We start from the raw sequence: 20231 nt of genomic DNA on the forward strand, positions 1-20231 counted from the left end.
ACTGCGAAGAGAAGCGTGACCCGGATGAGTGACAAAGACCCAAAAGAAACAAGAAAAACGAGCTTGACCCAAACTCCCAATTAGAGAAACGGACATTTATCTCTCCAGAAAGCACTCAACCTCGTCGTGTAGTCGGTGCGCGCGTGCTCCAACATCTTAATCAAATCCAGAGATTCATCCCGATTTATTAGGTATTGTACGTGCTTCACATTCCCAAGCGCCCTACCGCGCCAAAATTCAGCAAAAATCCGAGAGACGGAAAGATATATGCCGAACAGGCTATTGTCCCGTAAAGAACCCTACTTTCAGGTCATTTCCCTGCAATATTTGTGCTTCTCTTTTTCTGAAACCCTGCTTAGGCTGCGCTATGAACATAAAGTTCCAACATGGGAGAAACACATGAAAAAGATGCTTATGGCCACAACGGCTGCAGCACTTGTTGCAACCAGCGCTATGGCCGGTGGTCACGCAAAAGAAGTTAAACTTGGGATCATCTTTGGCTTTACCGGCCCAATTGAATCGCTGACAGGCCCGATGGCCTCTGGTGTTGAAGTTGCGGTTAAAGAAGTCACCGAAAGCGGCATGCTGCTGGACAGTGCAACCGTTACAGCCATGCGCGTTGATTCCGGCTGTATTGATAACGGTCTGGCCGTATCCAACGCTGAACGCCTGATCGCTGATGGCGTTCACGGTATTGTTGGTGCTGACTGTTCCGGCGTCACTGGCGCTGTTTTGCAGAACGTTGCTATTCCAAACGGCATGGTCATGATTTCGCCCTCCGCGACATCCCCGGGCCTGACCACCATGGAAGACAACGGCCTGTTTTTCCGCACATCCCCATCCGATGCGCGTGAAGGTCAGGTAATGGCAGAAATCCTGCAAGAGCGTGGCGTTAAATCCATCGCATTGACCTATACCAACAACGACTATGGTAAAGGTTTGGCAGACGCGATCGAGACATCCTTTACGGGTCTTGGCGGCGAAGTAACTATTGTTGCAGCGCACGAAGACGGCAAAGCGGATTACTCTGCTGAAGTTGGCGCACTGGCATCTGCCGGCGGTGACATTCTGGTTGTCGCAGGCTACCTTGACCAAGGCGGCGCAGGCATCATCAAAGCAGCACTTGATGCGGGCGCGTGGGAGCAGTTCGGCCTACCCGGCGGCATGATCGGCGACGCACTGCCAGCAAACATTGGCCCTGACCTGAACGGGTCTTATGGTCAAATCGCTGGTTCCGAAGGTAAAGGCATTGAGACATTTGTCGAAATGGCAAAAGCCGAAGGCTTTGACGGGTCCTCCCCGTACACACCAGAAAGCTATGATGCAGCAGCACTGCTGATGTTGGCCATGCAAGCGGCGGACTCAACAGATCCTGCTGACTATAAGGATAAGATACTCGACGTTGCAAACGCACCGGGCGAGAAAATCTATCCTGGTGATCTGGGCAAAGCGCTGGAACTGATCAAAGCTGGTAAAGACGTCGACTATGTTGGTGCCTCTGCGGTTGAGCTGATCGGACCAGGTGAATCTGCGGGTACTTATCGCATGATCGAAGTCAAAGATGGTGCAAACACCACCGTAGGCTTTAAATAATACAATTGCCCAAATGGGCATGACCATGAAACAGCCCGAGGAGATCCTCGGGCTGTTTTCATAAACGCTAGGGCACATGCAACGACATGCGCCACGTATACGGGGATGGGACATATGATCGTCGTTGACGATTTACACAAACATTTCGGCGGATTTCACGCCGTTGATGGCGCAAGCCTAACGATTAATGAAGGCTCTATTACAGGTCTGATTGGCCCTAACGGAGCGGGAAAAACAACTCTTTTCAATGTGATCGCGGGGGTTCTTCAACCTACTTCGGGCACTGTAAAGATGGCTGGCGAGGACATAACAGGTCTGCCGCCCCACACGCTGTTTCACAAAGGGCTGCTGCGGACGTTCCAGATCGCACATGAGTTTCACTCCATGACCTGCCGTGAGAACCTGATGATGGTTCCCGGCGGGCAATCAGGTGAGACGCTGTGGAACACATGGTTTGGCCGCAAACGCATCGCTGACGAGGAACGCGCCCTGCGTGCCAAAGCGGACGAGGTGCTGGAATTCCTCACTGTTGAGCATTTGGCAGACCAAAAAGCGGGTCAAATCTCGGGTGGGCAGAAAAAGCTACTCGAACTGGGCCGCACCATGATGGTGGATGCCAAGATCGTATTCCTTGATGAAGTTGGCGCTGGCGTGAACCGCACCCTGCTCAACACCATCGGAGATGCGATCATTCGCCTCAACCAAGAGCGCGGCTATACCTTTGTTGTGATCGAACATGACATGGATTTCATTGGCCGCCTTTGTGACCCTGTCATCTGCATGGCAGAGGGCCGCGTATTGGCCCAAGGCACCCTCGCCGAGATCAAAGCCAACGAGCAGGTGATCGAAGCCTACCTTGGCACTGGTCTTAAGAACAAAGAGCAGGTGGGCGCATGAGCGAACCATATAGCGACCGCGGCAACAAAGATTTGTCCGTCGGCAATGCAAAAGGCCAAGGATCACTCTTGCCAAAGGTCAGCGGAAAAAGCCATGCCTCCCCCGGCGGGCCATTCCTGATTGGCGACATGATGACAGGCGGCTATGGTAAAGGCCCAGACATCCTGCATGATTGCACTATTGCGGTTGATAAAGGTGAGATCGCCGTGATTGTTGGCCCCAATGGCGCTGGCAAATCCACAGCGATGAAGGCCGTGTTTGGCATGCTTGATGTGCGCTCAGGCTCGGTTAAGCTGGACGGTGAAGACATCACCAACCTCTCGCCGCAAGCGCGGGTTTCCAAGGGCATGGGGTTTGTGCCGCAAACCTCAAACATCTTCACGTCGATGACCGTTGAGGAAAATCTGGAAATGGGTGCGTTCATCCGCAAAGATGATTACCGCCAGACCATCGAGCAGATTTATGACCTCTTCCCGATCCTAAGGGACAAGCGCAATCAGGCGGCAGGTGAGCTGTCTGGCGGTCAACGCCAACAGGTTGCTGTTGGGCGCGCGCTGATGACACAGCCCAAGGTGCTGATGCTGGATGAACCAACAGCAGGTGTTTCGCCCATCGTCATGGACGAGTTGTTTGACCGGATCATCGAGGTTGCCCGTACAGGCATCCCGATCCTGATGGTGGAACAAAATGCGCGACAAGCACTTGAAATCGCAGATAAAGGATATGTTTTGGTGCAGGGCGCAAATGCCTTTACCGGAACGGGCAAGGAACTACTTGCCGATCCCGAAGTCCGTAAATCGTTCTTGGGAGGGTGATTGACGTGTACCAAAAAAAGTTTCTCTTTAGTACAGCGGCTTTCACTTTGATGGCGAGTATGGCTCTGGCCACTCCTGCACCTTCAGATCGCGGAACACACATCGAATGTGTGATGCTTGAAAAATGTTCCAGCGGCGAGTGTGCAAAAATCTCACCAAAACCGATTTTGCTTCGAATTTTGCAACTCGGTGATAAACGCCACATTATGGTATATGGATCCTCAGACTTAATCGGAGCACCACCAGAGAGTGAGAACGGCATTAGTTCCTTGTTTGGTTGGAACATTTCGGGTGGCCTCAGTTACATCGCTACAGATGTATCGAACGGTATGAAAAAGGGACAAATGTGGGTCGACTTGCGGGCCCCGTCAGGGGCACAGCAGACCTTGAAAATAGGTGAAATTGATACCTCGTTGGATCGCGTAGAGTGCGAGACATCTGCTAAGCTAACTCCCCGAAATATATTAGAGTCTGTGGGTGATCTTGAAAACGGTTATGTTGGAATGTGCCGTGTCCGCGAAGATGTGTGCCAATGGGCTCTAAAACAGAATAATGACGGGGACTAATATGGATTTTCTCAACGCAATTGTAGCGCTTGCCAACTACGTGCTTATCCCCGGTATTGCCTATGGCAGTCAGCTTGCCATTGGTGCGCTGGGGGTTACGCTGGTCTACGGCATCCTGCGCTTTTCTAACTTTGCTCATGGTGACACCATGGCCTTTGGTACGATGATCACCATTCTGGTGACATGGGCCATGCAATCGGCGGGCATCAGCCTTGGGCCACTACCCACTGCTCTGCTGGCCCTGCCCTTTGGCATCTTGGGATGTATCGCGCTGGTGCTGACGACGGACCGATTGGTTTATCGTTTCTACCGCGAGCAAAAAGCAAAACCCGTGATCCTTGTGATCGTGTCTATGGGTGTGATGTTTGTGATGAACGGCGTTGTGCGGTTTATCATTGGACCAGATGATCAAAGCTTTTCTGACGGGCCACGTTTCATCATTTCTGCACGTGATTTCAAACGCTTGACAGGTTTAGATGAAGGTCTAGGCATTCGCACAACGCAACTTATCACTGTTGTCACAGCGATTGTTGTTGTGGCCTTGCTGTTCTGGTTCCTGAATAAAACCCGCGCTGGTAAGTCCATGCGGGCCTATTCAGATAACGAAGATCTGGCACTGCTATCGGGCATCAACCCCGAACGCGTTGTGATGATGACGTGGATCATTGTTGCTGCACTGGCGACCATCGCAGGCACGCTGTACGGCCTAGATAAATCGTTCAAACCGTTCACCTATTTTCAGCTGTTGCTGCCTATCTTTGCCTCTGCTGTTGTAGGCGGCATTGGCAGTCCGCTGGGCGCTATTGCGGGTGGATTTGTGATCGCCTTTTCCGAAGTGACCATCACCTACGCGTGGAAGAAGGTGCTTGTGTACCTGATGCCAGAAAGTCTGGAACCAAACAGCCTCGTGCAACTGATGTCTACGGATTATAAAATCGCCGTCAGCTTTGTGATCTTGCTGATTGTGCTCCTGCTCAAGCCAACGGGCCTCTTTAAAGGGCAATCAACAACATGACCGATACTGTAAAAAATACACTGCTCTTTGTGGTGGTGTTCTCGTTGATCATCATTTCCGGCTTTTTCCAAGGTTGGAACAACGCGATGTTCATTCTGAATATGGGGCTGATTTCGTCCATCATGGCATTGGGGGTAAATCTTCAATGGGGGTTTGCTGGCCTGTTTAACGTCGGTGTCATGGGCTTTGTTGCCTTGGGCGGTTTGGCCGCGGTACTAGTGGGCATGCCGGCCACGCCGGGTGCCTTTAGTGCCGGTGGTCCGGGTGTCATCATTGCCTTGATCTTGGGTGCTGCTACGATTGTGGCAGCCGTGTTCACGTACGCGCGAATGGCGGCGGGTCGAAACCGGAGCCTTGCAATTACGGCGATCTTGGTCTTTGGGTTTGTTGTTTTTCGGGGGATGCTTGATCCCAATGTTGCACTCATCGAACAGGTAAACCCTGCAGCCACAGGATATTTGGGCGGGTTAAACCCAGGCACTGAAGAAACCTATCGCCAGAACGGTTGGATCATGTTGATCGCATGGCCCGTTGGCGGGGTGTTTGCGGCTGGTGCTGCGTGGATCATTGGGAAGGCCGCACTTGGTTTGCGGTCTGATTATCTGGCGATTGCGACGCTTGGCATTGCCGAGATCATCATCGCGATGCTCAAGAACGAAGACTGGCTTTCGCGTGGTGTGAAAAATGTGGTCGGTATCCCCCGTCCTGTTCCTTATGAGCTGGACCTACAAAGCTCGGCCGCATTTGTGGAACGGGCAGCAGCATTGGGTTTTGATCCGGTTGAAGGATCAACGCTTTGGGTCAAGCTGCTCTATGCTGTTCTCTTCGCCATTGTCCTCGGGATTATCTTCTGGCTCAGCCAACGTGCGCTCAATTCCCCTTGGGGGCGGATGCTGCGTGCAATCCGTGACAACGAAGTCGCCGCTGAGGCGATGGGCAAAGACGTCACTGCACGCCACCTTCAGGTGTTCATCCTAGGCTCAGCCATTTGCGGTGTTGCAGGTGCCATGATGACCACACTGGACAGTCAGCTGACACCTGGCACCTACCAGCCGCTGCGCTTTACCTTCCTGATTTGGGTAATGGTTATTGTGGGTGGTTCTGGCAGCAACTTGGGCTCAATCCTGGGGGGGTTCCTGATCTGGTTCCTCTGGGTTCAGGTTGAACCGATTGGCCTGTTTGTTATGGATATCATCACCTCTGGCATGTCCGAGGACAACTGGTTGCGTGCGCACCTGTTGGATAGCGCTGCACAGATGCGTTTGATGACGATGGGTATAATCATGATCTTGGTTCTGCGGTTTAGTCCCCGTGGTTTGATCCCCGAGAAATAAGAAAACGCGCGCTAGATATTCTCTGGCGCGCGTTTGTTAACTAGGTAGCCTCGGCCCACTTAGCGCCCTTTGAACAAGCTGCCCAAAATGCCGCGCACAATCCGGCGTCCTGTTGTGCCTTTCAGCTCCTTGATCACCACATTTGCAATGGCTCCGCCAATGCCTTCGCTGTTGCTTGATCTGCGGCTGCTGGTGGAACGACGTGTGGGTGTCTCAGTTGCTTTGCCCGCATAGCGGCGCGCCTTTTTAAACTCACGCAGGGATGGGGTTTGTGCGGCAGCTGTCTTGGCGGCTTTTGCTTCAGCTTCCGCCTTCTCGATGGCGGCCTCGGCTGCTTCCGCTTCAAGGGCCGCTTTTTCTGCGCGTCCGCGCAGTGTTTCAAATGCGCTGTCGCGGTCCAGCAATGTATCGTATTTTCCTGCCATTTCAGAGGCTGCCATTAACGCACGGCGTTCCTCATCCGAGATTGGCCCCAACTGCGATGACGGTGGACGGATCAATGTGCGCTCGACAATACCGGGCACACCTTTGGGCTGGAGCATCGAGGTAACTGCCTCACCTACTCCGACTTCGCGAATAGCCTTTTCCGTGCTGAAACTTGGGTTATCACGGTAGGTTTGTGCGGCCAGACGCAGCTCTTTCTGGTCCTTGGCTGTAAAGGCGCGCAAGGCGTGTTGGACACGGTTCCCTAGCTGCCCCAAGATGTCTTCGGGGACGTCCGCAGGGTTTTGAGTGACGAAATAAACGCCCACGCCTTTAGATCGGATCAGGCGCGCTACCTGTTCTACTTTATCCACCAGTGCTTTTGGAGCGTCGTCAAACAGCAGGTGGGCCTCGTCAAAGAAGAACACCAGCTTGGGTTTGTCTGAATCGCCTACCTCAGGCAGTTCCTCAAACAGCTCGGACAGCAGCCACAGTAGGAATGTCGCATAAAGCTTGGGCGCCCCCATCAACTTGTCAGAGGCAAGGATGTTGATCATCCCGCGGCCATCATCGTCAGTGCGCATCAAGTCAGACAGGGCCAAGGCCGGTTCGCCAAACAGCTTGGTGCCGCCTTGGTTTTCCAGCACCAGCAAACGGCGCTGGATCGCGCCAATCGATGACGTCGATACGTTGCCATAGCGCAGGGATAGATCTTTGGCGTTTTCACCAATCCAAACAAGAAGCGCTTGAAGGTCTTTGAGGTCCAGCAGCGCCATGCCGTCTTGATCCGCGACGCGGAAGGCAATGTTTAGAATGCCTTCTTGGGCCTCGGTTAGGTCGAGTAGCTGAGACAACAACAACGGGCCCATCTCAGACACAGTTGTGCGCACCGGATGGCCCTGTTCACCAAATAGATCCCAGAAGGTGACGGGAAATGCCTCGTACTTGAAATCGGTAAAACCGATCTTTTCGGCACGTTCGGTAAAGGGGCCGTGCAGTTTGTGGTTTGGATCGCCGGCTACGGCTAATCCACTAAGGTCGCCCTTAACGTCTGACAAAAATACAGGAACGCCTGCGTTGGCAAAACCTTCGGCCATGATTTGTAGCGTGACCGTCTTACCGGTGCCTGTGGCGCCTGCCACCAATCCATGCCGGTTGGCGTATTTGAGCGACAAAAACTGCTGCGTGCCATAGTCCGGCCCACCGCCGCCGATAAAAAGATCAGAACTCACGATCGAAGTCTCCTGTAAAAAAGCACCAATAGCGCGACACGCGTCACCGCACCAGCGGAGCATACTTACTTAACCTTTATGCGCCATAGTGAATTTGTCTGCGCTTCATATGTCCGTGAGGTGTTGACACTTCCTCCCTGTTAGACTGGCCGTGCCTTCGGGTACGGCCTCTTTTTTGAAAAATGCCGTTTATTGAGCAAATGTTTGAATCTGCAGCCCAAATATTTTGACTTTCAGGTTGACCAGAGCCGCCTGCATGCATATCGTACACCCAATAAGTCGGCCCAGTCCGACAGGGAGATACCAAGAATTGAAAGGGAGGGCGCTATGTGCCCTCTTTTTTTATGTCTGATGCTCATTGGGGGCATCTATATATTATCTGGTTCTTCCCAAGACTTAGGCAAAAAAGCGCTGTATCGTGATGCTTGTAATGCTCTATCCCCCTGACATCCTGTTTCTAGAATGGTACAGCGGGTTAACTGCAAACAAACTACGGATTTCTCATGACCAAATTTTCAACAGCCATGACGCTATGCGCTGCTCTAGCTATAGTTGCGCCTGCTGCTGCTTTTGCTCAAACAACGGCACCCGAGACAACACCCGAAACAGAAGAAGCACCCAAGCCTGCGGGAACAGTCGAAGACTTACTGAGCCTTGGTGAAGATGCCGACAAAAACCCTGAGCTGGGCAAGCCGTATACGCGTGAAACAATCGGCGCGTGGGAAATGCGCTGCCTCAAGGTTGAAGAAGGCGAAGAAGAACCTTGCCAGATGTATCAGCTGATGGATGACGGCCAAGGCGCGCCAGTCGCCGAAGTATCGCTGTTCCGCTTGCCTGAGGGTGGTAAAGCCGTAGCAGGCGCGACGATCATCGTTCCGCTGGAAACCGCTTTACCTTCTCAGCTGACTGTTTCCATCGATGGTAGCAAAGCCCGCCGTTATCCCTATGCGTTTTGTAACCCTGTTGGTTGTTATGTCCGTTTGGGCCTGACAGCTGATGACATTTCGGCGTTCAAACGCGGCAACAAAGCAACGATGGTAATTGTACCTGCTCTTGCACCTGACCAAAAAGTTGACCTCACGCTTTCACTTGAAGGTTTCACAGCCTCTTACGAAAAAGTTTCAGTTCTCAATAACCAATAGAACCTGAGTTCATCGAAATGAGAGAGCCGCGCCTTTTTGGTGCGGCTTTTTTTATGAGCTGAACTCGATCAGATCCCATTGGTTGCCGTATAGATCAACAAACACTGCCACGGTCCCGTAAGGTTGTTTCACTGGTTCGCGCACAAAGGTGACACCGCGCGCGACATAGGCCGCATGGTCGCGTTCAAAATCATCGGTTTCTAGGAACAAGAACACCCGGCCTCCCGACTGATTGCCGACAAAGGGATCTTGTGTTGGCGTTGATGCCCTAGCAAGCAACAGCGAAGTGCCACTCCCACCTTTCGGGCGAACCAAAACCCAGCGTTTGTCTTGTTCCGGTTGGTATTCGTCTGCAATCAGATCAAAGCCAAGGACATCAACGTAAAAACGGATTGCTTCGTCGTAGTCGCGCACAACCAGTGCAATATGGGCAATGCTCTGGAGCATTTTAGATTTTCCTCAGGGCGACAACCGCGTTCATACCGCCAAAGGCAAATGCATTGCTCATGGCGACATTGACTTTGGCATCGCGTGCTTCATTTGGCACAATATCCAGCGCGCATTCGGGATCGGGTTCTTGATAGCCGATTGTGGGCGCAATAATTCCGTCGCGTAGCGCCATGATACAGGCCAGCAGTTCAACGGCACCTGTTCCGCCAATCAAATGGCCATGCATGGATTTGGTTGAACTGATCATCAGCTTATCCGCATGCGGGCCAAACACATCAGCCACGGCCGCGCATTCGGTTTTATCATTGGCGGCGGTGCCAGTGCCATGGGCGTTGATATACCCGACCTCCGAGGCATCAATGCCGGCGTCTTCCAATGCGCCCGCCATAGCGCGCGCTGCGCCACTTTTGGAAGGCATCACAATATCAGAGGCATCTGATGACATGGCAAAGCCAGCAACCTCGCATAAAATCTCCGCGCCGCGTGCACGGGCGTGTTCATATTCCTCAAAGACAAAAATACCAGCGCCTTCGCCCTGAACCATCCCGTTGCGGTTAGCCGAGAACGGGCGGCAGGCATCTTTAGACATGACGCGCAGGCCTTCCCACGCTTTCACACCGCCAAAGCACAACATGGATTCAGAACCGCCCGTCACCATGACGGGTGCCATGCCAGAGCGGACCATCGCAAACGCCTGTGCCATGGCGTGATTGGACGACGCGCAAGCGGTTGAAACCGTAAAGGAAGGCCCTTTGAGGTTCCACTCCATGCTCACATGGCTGGCTGCGGCGTTATTCATCAGCTTTGGCACGACAAAGGGATGCACACGGTTTTTACCCTCTTCATAAACCGCGCGGTAATTGTCGTCCCACGTGCTAACGCCACCACCAGCGGTGCCCAGCACAACACCTGAACGCGCTGCGGTTTCACCGCTAAAGCTAAGACCTGATTGCTCAATCGCTTCGCGTGCAGCCGCGAGGGTGAATTGTGTGAAACGGTCGTACAGTGACATTTGCTGCCGGTTATAGCGGCCCTCGGCCTCAAACCCTTTGACTTGCCCACCGATCTTGATCTGCAAACGGTCCACATCGCGAATATCCAGTGGACCGATCCCACAAATGCCCTCGCGCATGGCGGCCAGTGTGTCAGCAACACTGTGACCCAACGCGTTGATCGTGCCCGCGCCAGTAATGACAACCCGTTTCATGTGCTTGGTTGTTCTGAACGCAGGCGTTCAATCCCTGCGATAATGGTCTCCACGCTTGTGATGTCAAAATCCGACTCTGTCGGGTTGTTGGCGTTGAAAGGTACTGTGATATCAAACGCCTCTTCGATCGCAAAGATGCTCTCGACCAATCCCAAACTGTCGATGCCCAAGCTCTCCAACGTGCTGTCCATCGTAACGTCTTCGGGTTCCAACAGGGCCTGATCTGCGATGATGGCGATGACCTGATCTTTAACGCTCATGGGGTTTTCCTATTGAGAATTGGGGCCGTAATTAGGTATCTTTAGTGCTGTTGAATACAGCCTTTTTTAATTCGGCGACTTCGCGCATCAAACGCGGCAAGCGGCGCAATGCCTTATAACTCTCTACTTGTTTGTCCATTTGGGTTGCGGGGTATCCCAGCATGGTACGCCCGGAAGGTACGTTTGACATCAATTTTGTGCCACCGCCCGCAATCACGCCGTCTCCTACAAATATATTATCGCTCACGCCGCACTGGCCCCCTAGTACCACATTATCTCCGATTGTGGCGGTTCCGGCGATGCCCACCTGTCCACAGATCAAGCTGTTGCGCCCGATCACCACATTATGTCCCATATGGACTTGGTTATCTAGCTTGGTACCGTCGCCTATTTGGGTGTCACGGATGGTTCCGCAATCGATGGTCGCGCCCATGCCAATTTCTACGTCGTGTCCGATAGTAACTGAGCCTAGTGAATGGATGCGTGTCCATTCTTGCGCCTTTGCCTCACCCTGATGGCCAAGGGTCTTACGCGCGGTTTCAACATTGGATGGCTCTGCGGTGACAAAGGAAAATCCGTCCCCGCCAATTCGCGCGCCGGGTTGCGCGATAAAGCGATCGCCAATGGTAACGCGGGCACCGATGCTGACGGCTTCGCGCAGATACGCGCCCTCGCCCAAAGTGGTATTCCAACCGATAAAACACTGGGCACCAATCACACTGCCTGCACCAATCTTGGCCCCTTTGGAGATCACAGCCAAAGGTCCGACACTTACGCCCTCGCCCAGTTCGGCCTCAGGATCGACAAAAGCGCTTGGATGGATGCCTGCGTCATACCCTTGACCCGTATCCAGCATCTTGGTCAGGCCTGACATCGCATACCTTGGGCGCGGCGCGATGATTGCAGCCTCTAGGCCCAACGCCTGCCAATCGGCACCTTCCCACAACATGGCAACGCGGGCAGTACCCTGCCCCAAGTTTTCGGCGTATTTGGGGTTCATCGCGAGGGCCAGATCGTCAGGGCCAGCCGTTGCAGGCTCTGCAGCACTGGTCACCAAAATATCAACGGCGCCGAAGGCTTGTGCCCCCAACGCCATTGCAATGTCTTTAACTGAATGGGTCATGTCGCGCGCTCCCCTAGGGTTGGCGCAGATTTAACCCTGAACGCGTGTGAGTTCCACCCCTGCCTTTTGCAACGCATCCCAGATTAGCGCATCACGGCCATAAATATCGCGACGGAAGTTAAGTTTTCCGCGCGTATCCGTAAAGGCGGTCCGATAGATGATGTGTACAGGGACCGCAGTCTCAAGGTTCACACGCGACTCGCGGCCTGTACCAAGCTGCCTTTTGAAATAGCCCATTGGGTCATCTTCTTGCAGGGCCAACAGGGCTTCGGCAAAATCAAAGGGGTCATTGAGGCGAATACATCCATGGCTATAGGCGCGCACTTCGCGGCTAAACAAAGATTTCGCAGGCGTATCATGTAGATAGATGTTGTACTTGTTTGGGAACATGAACTTAACCAGCCCCAGTGCGTTTGAGCGGCTGGGAGGTTGTCGCATGGAATACGGGAAGTTCCGCGCAGTGTATTTTGCAAAGTTTGCCGAAGCGCGGTTTACCTTACGCCCCTTGCTATCTGTGATCTCGATGTGGCGCACAGCATTGGGATTACTACGCAATGCGGGCAGATATTCGTTCACAATTATCGAGCGCGGCACATACCAGCTAGGATTTATCACCATGTGGCTCATTGAATCCGAGAATTCCGGCGTGGGTCTGTCAGATTTATTGGCCCCAACAACTGAACGGGTTTCAAATGAGACGCGGCCATGGTCCACAATTTTGGCTGTGAAGTCAGGGATATTCACAAGGATATGGCGGTCACCGCGCTCCCTGTTCAACCAGCGCTCGCGCTCCATCGCAACCAGTACCGATTTCAGGCGGGTGTTTATGCCTTCGTTGATCTGTTTGATGGTGCCGCCGCCCGCGACACCATCTGCCGTTAGCCCGTGCGATTTTTGAAAGGCTTCCACGGCAGCTGAAATAGCTTTGTCGTAAGTTTTTGCGTTTGAACGGTCCAGATAGCCCATGTTCATCAAACGATTACGCAGCGTGAGTACGGCTGGGCCAGAGGCCCCAGGCTTTAGCGAAGCGGCATTCACCGTTGGGCCCCATCCGCCACGCAAGTTTTGCTCTTGCAGCAGCATCTTTTGCTTCATAAGTGCGTTATATTCGACGGTCCGCGGTGCTAGGCTACGCAAATATGCGGCCGGGCGGGCTGACAAAAAGCCCGATATCAACTCGGCGCGGTCCGTATAGGACACTTCGCGTTTGATGGCCGAAACAACCTTTTGAGGGACCAATGCGCCGCTTTGAATGTCACGCGCGTATTGCAGGAACATCCGCGTCATTTCGACTTCGACCATACCCAGATCACGGGCCGAGCGCGCGCCTGCCATCTGACGTTCTAGGGCATCGGCATCATAGCGGGCAACGGGCAACCCGTGATCGCCTGCGCGGCGCAAAGCATCAAGCAATGCGGCACGGCGTGCTTGGTGAATTTCGTCAGATCCAGTCCAAATACCTTCGAAATTTTGGGTTCGGTAGAATTTGGCGATGTCGTCATCACGGGATCCGGTTTCGGCCACCGCTTGCTTGAATGCAGTGACTTGCGCGTCGGCCTGCTGGGGCGTTGAAACAAATAACGCTCCAAGCGCTAGCGCAAGTGCAACAGATTTTGGCGCATTAAAAATATGCAATCTAGTCAACATCAAATATTCCTTGAAAAAACTTAGTCTCTTTTTGGAGAAATATTCTTAAACGGCAAGCACTAAGTCTATTCACAAAGCCGAGATGGAGGTGATTTATCCCCCCATTGGTGCCAAATGGCACCGTCGAGATTTTTGTCACTGTAACATCTGTCACAATATGCGCAAAAAATTGCCGAAAATTCCCCGTATCACCCGTACAACCGATTCATCTCTTGGTTCCTTTTTTGCTCTATGCAATAGAGAAGAGGCATCTGGGGAGATGATAATAACGTTCGTGTAACATCACGGGCACATTGGCAGTAACCACAGGCACGCTCTTCGGAGCAAGAAACGGGACAGACAGTTATGACAGTGAACAGTTCAACCAGCATGAGCCGCCGTGGTCTTCTCGGCGCATTTGCAGCAACGGCCGTTACCGCAGCCCCTACTTTCGCGAATGCGGCAGGTTTTCTGCGCGGCGCAGGTGATATTCGTCGCATAAAAATGTACTCAGGGCGCACTGGCGAGCGGATCGATATGATCTACTGGATTGAAGGTGACTACATCAAAGACGCGGTGAAGGAAGTGAATTACTTCATGCGCGACTGGCGGACCAACGATACCGTCACAATGGACCTTCGTACTGTTGATATCATGGCCGCAGCCCACAACCTGATGGATCCGAATGAGCCATACATGTTGTTGTCCGGCTACCGCAGCCCCAAAACAAACGCGATGTTGCGCGCCCGCTCTAGCGGCGTTGCAAAAAACTCCTTGCACATGCGAGGTCAGGCCGCTGATCTTCGCCTGAACTCACGTTCCGTGAGCCAGATGGCCAAAGCAGCTGCTGTTTGTCGCGGTGGCGGTGTTGGCCGTTACTCCGGTTCCAACTTTGTTCACATGGATTGCGGCACAGTTCGCACTTGGGGTCGGTAATTACCTCTACCCTGTGAAATGATGAAAAGCGCTCTTTTGGAGCGCTTTTTTTATGCCTTATGGGTGGCAATTAATCTGTGCGCACCCAAGTGCGCGGTAAATCTGTTATACAGAAACCGAATGGCGCGCAGTGCTTTCTTGTAGATACGCATCAAAAGCGGCGGCTGCTAACCTAACCAACGGACGCCCAAGCGGGGTCATCTGCACTGTCCCCTGCGAAAGGGCCAACAGACCATCAGTTTGCATTTCTTCAAGGGAAAGAAACGCATCCGACCACCATCCATCTGCAGCGTCATGCGTGCGCCCGATTGCAGCCGCGTCAACGTATCCATCACACATCAGCCGCTCAATGACATCACCGCGCAGATGGTCGTCAGGCACAAAGGGTAATCCCTTTGCTATCGGCAGATGGCCGGTGGTAACCGCACGCGACCATGCCCCCGTTTCACTAATGTTCTGAAAATAGCCAGACGGGGTGCGCCCGATTGAAGTGGACCCCAAACCAATCATCGTTTCAGCGCGATCTGTGGTGTACCCTTGGAAGTTCCGGTGCAGCTTCCCGTCTTTGGCGGCAACGGCCAGATCGTCGTCGGGTAGCGCAAAGTGATCAAGGCCAATTGCGACATACCCCTCAGCCAGCAATGCGTCAGCGGCGGCCTTGGCTTGGGCGGCGCGTTCGGTGGCGTCAGGTAGGGATGCCTCATCAATCATGCGCTGGTTTTTCGCCATCCATGGCACATGCGCATACCCAAACAACGCAATCCGATCAGGGCGCATCTGTGCACTAATCTTTACGGTTTTCACCAAGGATTCCACGGTTTGATACGGCAAGCCATAGATCAAATCAAAGTTGACACCAGTCACACCACCAGCCCTTAGCTGCTCAACGGATGTGCGCACCATGGCGGGCGGCTGAATGCGATTGATGGCCTTTTGGACCTTCATGTCAAATTCCTGAACACCAAAACTGGCGCGGGTGAACCCGAGGCTGCCAATACGGTCAGCCATTTCAGCCGTTAGCGTCCGCGGGTCGCTTTCGATAGCGATCTCAGCGTTTGGCGCAAAATCCCACCGTGCGCGGACGTCTTGCATCAATGTTTCCAGATCATCGGGACTAAGGGCGGTGGGCGTGCCCCCACCCCAATGAAGGTGCGAAATGGTCATACGACCGGGCAGTGCATCAGCAGTCAGGTTGATCTCTTTGCGCAGGGTCTTTGCGTATTCCTCTACTGGGCCGTACCGAGACGCCAGCTTCATGTTACATCCGCAGTACCAACACATCTGACGACAAAATGGCACGTGCAGGTAAAGTGACACAGGTTTTTGTGTATCAAGTGCGGACAGCCAGCTTCGGTATTGGTCTTCCGGAAAATCGTTTTGAAAATGGGGGGCTGTTGGATAGCTTGTGTAGCGCGGTGTTGCTTTGGTCGCATAGCGCTCAAGTACGGGGTCCATAATAGGGTCCTTTGGGTCGCGGTTGAGTGTGTAATACCAACCTGCCCCATCAATGCATTGATTTGGATCAAGGTTGGATATGCCGCTTTTTTTAATCATTTCCTAAAGGTTACTTTGGTTTTAAGCGAAAATTGACCCAAATCAATCCTGACTAAAATTGTCGGATTGACTTACCTAACTGATTTAGTCAGGTAATAAGCAAGTCAAGCCACCCTGATTCCAAAACTGGGAAGCCCGACACTCAGACAAGTGAGGTCTTCCTAATGTTGCGAACCGTACAAAAACCAATCCTGAAAACCGATGCCAAGCCAAAGCAAAATTTCGATCAATTGGATGCCTTGGAAGTACTCAGTGCTGCTGGGGCTACAACCGGAATGTCTGCCGAATGGGCAACCGATTATGCCCGTTCAAATGAGGGGCGTTCAGCATGAGTTTTCATTCAACACCGCCCAAGCGCCCCGCCGCACAAAGCTTGCCTGCTTATGCCGCGCGCGACCTCACGGAAAACGGCGATCTGGCGCAGATCATTCTGGACGATCAAACTTACACCCTGCGGATAACGCGGGCCGGCAAGTTGATCTTAACAAAATGACGCAGGATCACAGCAATCGCGGCGGTGCGCCCGTCGGTTTCATCACAGAGTTGGACAGCATCGAGGCAGCCTCGGTCATCTATTTGAGGCTTTGGTCGGACGGACCAGACTCTCGTGCACAGGTGCACAGCGACTTTTCGACGGCCCTTGGTGTTGATCAAGGCCATAAAGCGGCAAAATCATTTGAACAGCTTTATTCACTCTGCGCCATTCATGGCCGTCGTCCACTGATGCGGCACTCTATTGAGTGCAAATGCCTTGGCGCAGATGAATCCTGTTTTGCTAATTTCATAGCCACCGCAGCAGAGGGCGAACGCGAGGATGCCATGCTAATCGCGACGCTTCTGGTGCGCGTGGATATGGCGCCTGTAGTCACATCCTGTGCTGCCGACTTTGGGTTGGCATTGAAACGTATGCACCTTGCCGCACCGCGCGACATCACTCCTATTCACCATCAATCAACAACACTCCACTAAAGGGACCCCCTAATGAAACGCCCCCACCTCCTCACGACCGTAGCCTTGATAGCGCTGGCATCGCCAGCATTTGCGGTTGAGAAGACCGACGTCCTAACGACCTACGCAGATATCGCCGCAGCCACATACGGCGACAGCCTGATCACGGCGCAACATCTGCAGGGGGCTGTAAATGCGCTGATCAGCGCGCCATCCGCTGAAAACCTAACAGCGGCCCGTCAGGCGTGGCTTGCTGCGCGTGTGCCCTACCAGCAAACCGAAGTTTACCGTTTTGGCAACGCCATCGTGGACGACTGGGAAGGTAAAGTGAACGCTTGGCCTCTGGACGAAGGGCTGATCGACTATGTGGATGCGTCCTATGGTGGTCCGTCTGACGAAAATGAATTTGCAGCATTGAACGTTGTTGCAAGCCCATCATTCTCGCTTTCCGGAACTACAATTGATGCGACAGCGATCACACCTGCCCTTTTGTCCGAAACGCTGCACGAAGCAGATGGCGTCGAAGCAAACGTTGCAACGGGCTATCACGCGATTGAATTCCTGCTTTGGGGGCAAGACCTGAATGGTCACGGCAAGGGCGTGGGCAACCGTTCTTGGACCGACTATGGACTGGCAGATGACTGTACCAACGACAACTGTGATCGCCGGGGCGAATATCTGGCAGCGGCAACCGATCTGCTGGTGTCCGACTTAGAATGGATGACCGCGCAGTGGGTAGACGGTGGGCAAGCCCGCACAGAACTGAACGCAGATGAAAACGTCGGCCTTGCCGCTATTCTGACAGGCATGGGCTCGCTTTCTTACGGAGAACAAGCTGGTGAGCGGATGCGCCTTGGCCTGATGCTAAATGATCCCGAAGAAGAGCACGACTGCTTTTCAGACAACACGCACAACAGCCACTACTACGATGGTCTAGGTGTTCAGAACGTGTATCTGGGCGAATATGTACGGGTAGATGGCACATTGGTTTCTGGCGCGTCCCTGTCTGACATGGTGGCCGAAGCGGATGCTGGTCTGGATACAGAAATGCAAACAAAACTGAGCAGCACCATGAGGGCGCTGGGTCGTATCAAATCGGCTGCTGAGGCTGGCTTTGCCTATGACCAGATGCTGGAACGGGGCAATGAAGGTGGCGAAGCATTGATCATGGACGGCGTTAACGGCCTCATCGATCAGACGCGCTCCATTGAGCGTGTGGTCAACGTACTTGGTCTGGATCAGATCGCATTTGAAGGCTCAGACAGCCTCGACGATCCAAACGCAGTATTCCAATAAATCAACCCGCCAGCCAGATAGCCAGCCTTGTTGAACTCATAAAAACATAACAGGAAATCACTAATGAAGAAGACAACACTGACGCTGGGGCTTTGCAGTCTCTGGTTGGCTGGCGGTACAGCTGCGTTTGCACAAGAGGCGCGTTTCACATGGGAAGGCAGCCTAGAAATCGGCGTAGACAGCACGGTAGATGCTGACGATTCCAGCGCGGAACTATCAGACACGTACCTGACGCTTGAAGCGGCATTTGAGGCTGCGCTAACGGATCGGATCAGCGTTTTTGGTGAGCTCACACTTGAGTCTGTCACAGATGCTGAGGATGACCGCGCATTTGAAGATCTTGGGCTTTATCTAAACGAGCTTGGATTGCGTTTTGCCTTTGGCGAGACATTTGTATCCGTCGGTAAAATCAGCCCCGTCTTTGCTGTGGCATGGGACGCAGCACCTGGATTTTTCGGCACAACGCTGGCCGAAGATTATGAACTGAGCGAAATGATTGGTGTTTCGGTTGATACACCTGTTTCTGCATCTGGCGGAACACTGTCGTTTGCTGCGTTTTATGCGGATGATACAGCGCTCAGCGACAGTATTGGTCACCGACGTGGACAAAATTCTGCTGATGACGGCGGCGTTGGAAACACAGGTGAGCTGAACAACTTTTCCATCCAATACACCCAAGCCTTTGGTGACACAGAAGCATGGATTGGCGCGCGCCATTTGTCCGCAGGTACAGGTGATGTTTCTGATGAAACAGGCATTGTTGCGGGTCTAACTCATGATTTTGGCAATGGCTTTGACATGATCGGTGAGGTTGCGCATTTCAACGGTGCAGGGGGTGCAGACGCAGATGCGACATATGTCACCTTCGGCGGTGCGTACGGCGTTGAAGATTGGACATTCTCGGCAGTGGCGACTGTGATTGACACTGATGAAGACACAGACAGCATGCTGACGCTGGGTGTCGATCGCGCAATCAACGAACAGCTCGAAGTGAACTTTGGCGTCGCACGCTTTGACGTTGGCGGCGAGAAATCAACAGCTGTTGGTCTTTCCGCGGTTCTCTCTTTCTAAGGAACACGTGATGATTGTCTGTCATTGTCAAAACATCTCGGATCATGATATTCATGCAACCATAGATTGGATTCGAGCGTCTGACAAACGGACAATCATCACGCCTGGAAAGCTCTATCGTGCGCTTGGGAAGACCGCAGATTGCGGCGGTTGTATGCCCCTCTTTCTCGCCACCATGCGCACAAATCAAAATATGACGGTCCCCATGCAACTCCGTAATTTACGACACGGAATAACACAGGAAAACCATGATGAACGGCGACAAAAAAGTAATCGAATACCTTAACGATGCACTGCGCGGTGAATTAACCGCCGTTAGCCAGTATTGGCTACACTACCGGATGCAAGACGACTGGGGCCTGGGCCACATGGCAAAGAAATCCCGTGAGGAAAGCATCGAGGAGATGAATCACGCCGACAGGCTGATTACGCGCATCCTGTTTCTCGGTGGTCATCCAAACCTGCAAAAGCTTGACCCGCTTCGTATCGGACAGACCCCAAAAGAGACTCTTGAATGTGATTTGGCCGCTGAACATGGCGCCCGTGATTTGTACATGGAAGCACGTAAACACTGCGAAAAGGTTGGTGATTTTGTTACCAAAAACCTCTTTGAGGAATTGCTGACCGACGAGGAGGGTCATATTGATTTCCTCGAAACGCAACTCGACCTTATCGCAAAACTGGGTGAAGAAAAATATGCACTTCTTAATGCATCGAAGATGGATGAAGCTGAGTAGTCTTGC

At 53.0% G+C, this 20231-nt stretch carries 22 protein-coding genes; 15 read left to right on the forward strand and 7 right to left on the reverse strand.

Translation table 11 applies throughout. The features are described from left to right. Positions 1 to 399: 399 nt before the first annotated feature. From V7775_RS23870 to V7775_RS23895, 6 genes are all read left to right on the forward strand, one after another. Positions 400 to 1593, forward strand: a complete 1194-nt coding sequence (locus V7775_RS23870; RefSeq protein WP_335754440.1) for an ABC transporter substrate-binding protein — start codon at positions 400 to 402, stop codon at positions 1591 to 1593. 114 nt (positions 1594 to 1707) lie between these two features. Further along, positions 1708 to 2490: an ABC transporter ATP-binding protein gene (locus V7775_RS23875; protein ID WP_335754441.1), complete on the forward strand. Its 783-nt coding sequence runs from the start codon at positions 1708 to 1710 to the stop codon at positions 2488 to 2490. Then, a complete protein-coding gene (locus tag V7775_RS23880; RefSeq protein ID WP_335754442.1) occupies positions 2487 to 3305 on the forward strand; it encodes an ABC transporter ATP-binding protein in 819 nt (272 codons plus the stop codon). Before V7775_RS23875 ends, V7775_RS23880 begins: the two co-directional genes overlap by 4 nt. Positions 3306 to 3310: 5 nt before the next feature. Continuing rightward, the gene (locus V7775_RS23885; protein WP_335754443.1) at positions 3311 to 3871 is read left to right on the forward strand and encodes a hypothetical protein; all 561 of its coding nucleotides are present in this window, start codon (positions 3311 to 3313) and stop codon (positions 3869 to 3871) included. 1 nt (position 3872) lies between these two features. After that, positions 3873 to 4886 (forward strand): branched-chain amino acid ABC transporter permease, encoded by a 1014-nt coding sequence (locus V7775_RS23890; RefSeq protein WP_335754444.1) that lies wholly within the window; start codon positions 3873 to 3875, stop codon positions 4884 to 4886. Then, positions 4883 to 6220 (forward strand): branched-chain amino acid ABC transporter permease, encoded by a 1338-nt coding sequence (locus tag V7775_RS23895; protein ID WP_335754445.1) that lies wholly within the window; start codon positions 4883 to 4885, stop codon positions 6218 to 6220. Before V7775_RS23890 ends, V7775_RS23895 begins: the two co-directional genes overlap by 4 nt. Before the next feature lie 59 nt (positions 6221 to 6279). Here the strand turns inward: V7775_RS23895 and V7775_RS23900 are convergent, their stop codons facing one another. Then, positions 6280 to 7875 (reverse strand): helicase HerA-like domain-containing protein, encoded by a 1596-nt coding sequence (locus V7775_RS23900; protein WP_335754446.1) that lies wholly within the window; start codon positions 7873 to 7875, stop codon positions 6280 to 6282. Between the two features lie 503 nt (positions 7876 to 8378). Here V7775_RS23900 and V7775_RS23905 point away from each other — a divergent pair. Continuing rightward, on the forward strand, positions 8379 to 9017 hold the full coding sequence (locus V7775_RS23905) for an invasion associated locus B family protein (RefSeq protein ID WP_335754447.1): 639 nt from the start codon (positions 8379 to 8381) through the stop codon (positions 9015 to 9017). 51 nt (positions 9018 to 9068) lie between these two features. Here the strand turns inward: V7775_RS23905 and V7775_RS23910 are convergent, their stop codons facing one another. From V7775_RS23910 to V7775_RS23930, 5 genes are read right to left on the reverse strand one after another with little or no spacing between them, the layout of a single operon-like run. After that, complete coding sequence (locus V7775_RS23910) at positions 9069 to 9464, reverse strand: VOC family protein (protein ID WP_335754448.1); 396 nt, start codon at positions 9462 to 9464, stop codon at positions 9069 to 9071. A 1-nt stretch (position 9465) separates the two neighbouring features. Beyond that, entirely contained in the window at positions 9466 to 10674 is a 1209-nt protein-coding gene (locus V7775_RS23915; protein ID WP_335754449.1) for a beta-ketoacyl-[acyl-carrier-protein] synthase family protein, read from the reverse strand. Next, the gene (locus V7775_RS23920) at positions 10671 to 10934 is read right to left on the reverse strand and encodes an acyl carrier protein (RefSeq protein ID WP_335754450.1); all 264 of its coding nucleotides are present in this window, start codon (positions 10932 to 10934) and stop codon (positions 10671 to 10673) included. The genes V7775_RS23915 and V7775_RS23920 overlap by 4 nt, the downstream gene beginning before the upstream one ends. A 31-nt stretch (positions 10935 to 10965) precedes the next feature. Next, positions 10966 to 12057 carry a UDP-3-O-(3-hydroxymyristoyl)glucosamine N-acyltransferase gene (gene lpxD, locus V7775_RS23925; RefSeq protein WP_335754451.1) on the reverse strand — a complete coding sequence of 364 codons (1092 nt, stop codon included), beginning with the start codon at positions 12055 to 12057 and terminating at the stop codon, positions 10966 to 10968. Positions 12058 to 12087: 30 nt separating this feature from the next. Beyond that, positions 12088 to 13704, reverse strand: a complete 1617-nt coding sequence (locus V7775_RS23930) for a L,D-transpeptidase family protein (protein WP_335754452.1) — start codon at positions 13702 to 13704, stop codon at positions 12088 to 12090. A 345-nt stretch (positions 13705 to 14049) separates the two neighbouring features. Between V7775_RS23930 and V7775_RS23935 the strand changes: the two genes are divergently transcribed. Continuing rightward, a complete protein-coding gene (locus tag V7775_RS23935) occupies positions 14050 to 14619 on the forward strand; it encodes a YcbK family protein (RefSeq protein WP_335754453.1) in 570 nt (189 codons plus the stop codon). A gap of 105 nt (positions 14620 to 14724) precedes the next feature. Here V7775_RS23935 and hemN read toward each other — a convergent pair whose 3' ends face one another. Then, on the reverse strand, positions 14725 to 16074 hold the full coding sequence (gene hemN, locus V7775_RS23940; protein WP_335754454.1) for an oxygen-independent coproporphyrinogen III oxidase: 1350 nt from the start codon (positions 16072 to 16074) through the stop codon (positions 14725 to 14727). Positions 16075 to 16337: 263 nt separating this feature from the next. On the opposite strand from hemN, the gene V7775_RS23945 reads away from it, so the two are divergent. From V7775_RS23945 to bfr, 7 genes are all read left to right on the forward strand, one after another. Further along, positions 16338 to 16505 (forward strand): hypothetical protein, encoded by a 168-nt coding sequence (locus V7775_RS23945; protein ID WP_335754455.1) that lies wholly within the window; start codon positions 16338 to 16340, stop codon positions 16503 to 16505. Continuing rightward, the gene (hemP, locus tag V7775_RS23950; protein WP_335754456.1) at positions 16502 to 16666 is read left to right on the forward strand and encodes a hemin uptake protein HemP; all 165 of its coding nucleotides are present in this window, start codon (positions 16502 to 16504) and stop codon (positions 16664 to 16666) included. The genes V7775_RS23945 and hemP overlap by 4 nt, the downstream gene beginning before the upstream one ends. Next, entirely contained in the window at positions 16663 to 17142 is a 480-nt protein-coding gene (locus tag V7775_RS23955) for a hypothetical protein (protein ID WP_335754457.1), read from the forward strand. Before hemP ends, V7775_RS23955 begins: the two co-directional genes overlap by 4 nt. A gap of 12 nt (positions 17143 to 17154) precedes the next feature. Next, positions 17155 to 18417, forward strand: coding sequence for an imelysin family protein (locus V7775_RS23960; RefSeq protein WP_335754458.1), 1263 nt, complete (start codon positions 17155 to 17157; stop codon positions 18415 to 18417). A 63-nt stretch (positions 18418 to 18480) separates the two neighbouring features. Next, positions 18481 to 19488: a hypothetical protein gene (locus V7775_RS23965; protein ID WP_335754459.1), complete on the forward strand. Its 1008-nt coding sequence runs from the start codon at positions 18481 to 18483 to the stop codon at positions 19486 to 19488. A gap of 10 nt (positions 19489 to 19498) precedes the next feature. Next, the gene (locus V7775_RS23970; RefSeq protein ID WP_335754460.1) at positions 19499 to 19774 is read left to right on the forward strand and encodes a (2Fe-2S)-binding protein; all 276 of its coding nucleotides are present in this window, start codon (positions 19499 to 19501) and stop codon (positions 19772 to 19774) included. Then, the gene (gene bfr, locus V7775_RS23975; RefSeq protein ID WP_335754461.1) at positions 19740 to 20225 is read left to right on the forward strand and encodes a bacterioferritin; all 486 of its coding nucleotides are present in this window, start codon (positions 19740 to 19742) and stop codon (positions 20223 to 20225) included. The genes V7775_RS23970 and bfr overlap by 35 nt, the downstream gene beginning before the upstream one ends. The last annotated feature ends 6 nt before the right edge of the window (positions 20226 to 20231 follow it).

Origin of the sequence: Sulfitobacter sp., assembly GCF_036960155.1 — a bacterium.
In the GTDB taxonomy this organism is placed as follows: domain Bacteria; phylum Pseudomonadota; class Alphaproteobacteria; order Rhodobacterales; family Rhodobacteraceae; genus Sulfitobacter.

Excerpts from the sequence above, each read along its gene's own strand:
- V7775_RS23960 (WP_335754458.1), top strand. The coding sequence starts at position 17,155 with ATGAAACGCCCCCACCTCCTCACGACCGTAGCCTTGATAGCGCTGGCA.
- V7775_RS23920 (WP_335754450.1), bottom strand. The coding sequence starts at position 10,934 with ATGAGCGTTAAAGATCAGGTCATCGCCATCATCGCAGATCAGGCCCTG.
- V7775_RS23930 (WP_335754452.1), bottom strand. The coding sequence starts at position 13,704 with ATGTTGACTAGATTGCATATTTTTAATGCGCCAAAATCTGTTGCACTT.
- V7775_RS23895 (WP_335754445.1), top strand. The coding sequence starts at position 4,883 with ATGACCGATACTGTAAAAAATACACTGCTCTTTGTGGTGGTGTTCTCG.
- V7775_RS23965 (WP_335754459.1), top strand. The coding sequence starts at position 18,481 with ATGAAGAAGACAACACTGACGCTGGGGCTTTGCAGTCTCTGGTTGGCT.
- V7775_RS23890 (WP_335754444.1), top strand. The coding sequence starts at position 3,873 with ATGGATTTTCTCAACGCAATTGTAGCGCTTGCCAACTACGTGCTTATC.
- V7775_RS23910 (WP_335754448.1), bottom strand. The coding sequence starts at position 9,464 with ATGCTCCAGAGCATTGCCCATATTGCACTGGTTGTGCGCGACTACGAC.
- lpxD (WP_335754451.1), bottom strand. The coding sequence starts at position 12,057 with ATGACCCATTCAGTTAAAGACATTGCAATGGCGTTGGGGGCACAAGCC.
- V7775_RS23955 (WP_335754457.1), top strand. The coding sequence starts at position 16,663 with ATGACGCAGGATCACAGCAATCGCGGCGGTGCGCCCGTCGGTTTCATC.
- V7775_RS23945 (WP_335754455.1), top strand. The coding sequence starts at position 16,338 with ATGTTGCGAACCGTACAAAAACCAATCCTGAAAACCGATGCCAAGCCA.
- V7775_RS23870 (WP_335754440.1), top strand. The coding sequence starts at position 400 with ATGAAAAAGATGCTTATGGCCACAACGGCTGCAGCACTTGTTGCAACC.
- V7775_RS23880 (WP_335754442.1), top strand. The coding sequence starts at position 2,487 with ATGAGCGAACCATATAGCGACCGCGGCAACAAAGATTTGTCCGTCGGC.
- hemP (WP_335754456.1), top strand. The coding sequence starts at position 16,502 with ATGAGTTTTCATTCAACACCGCCCAAGCGCCCCGCCGCACAAAGCTTG.
- bfr (WP_335754461.1), top strand. The coding sequence starts at position 19,740 with ATGAACGGCGACAAAAAAGTAATCGAATACCTTAACGATGCACTGCGC.
- hemN (WP_335754454.1), bottom strand. The coding sequence starts at position 16,074 with ATGGACCCCGTACTTGAGCGCTATGCGACCAAAGCAACACCGCGCTAC.
- V7775_RS23875 (WP_335754441.1), top strand. The coding sequence starts at position 1,708 with ATGATCGTCGTTGACGATTTACACAAACATTTCGGCGGATTTCACGCC.
- V7775_RS23970 (WP_335754460.1), top strand. The coding sequence starts at position 19,499 with ATGATTGTCTGTCATTGTCAAAACATCTCGGATCATGATATTCATGCA.
- V7775_RS23915 (WP_335754449.1), bottom strand. The coding sequence starts at position 10,674 with ATGAAACGGGTTGTCATTACTGGCGCGGGCACGATCAACGCGTTGGGT.
- V7775_RS23905 (WP_335754447.1), top strand. The coding sequence starts at position 8,379 with ATGACCAAATTTTCAACAGCCATGACGCTATGCGCTGCTCTAGCTATA.
- V7775_RS23935 (WP_335754453.1), top strand. The coding sequence starts at position 14,050 with ATGACAGTGAACAGTTCAACCAGCATGAGCCGCCGTGGTCTTCTCGGC.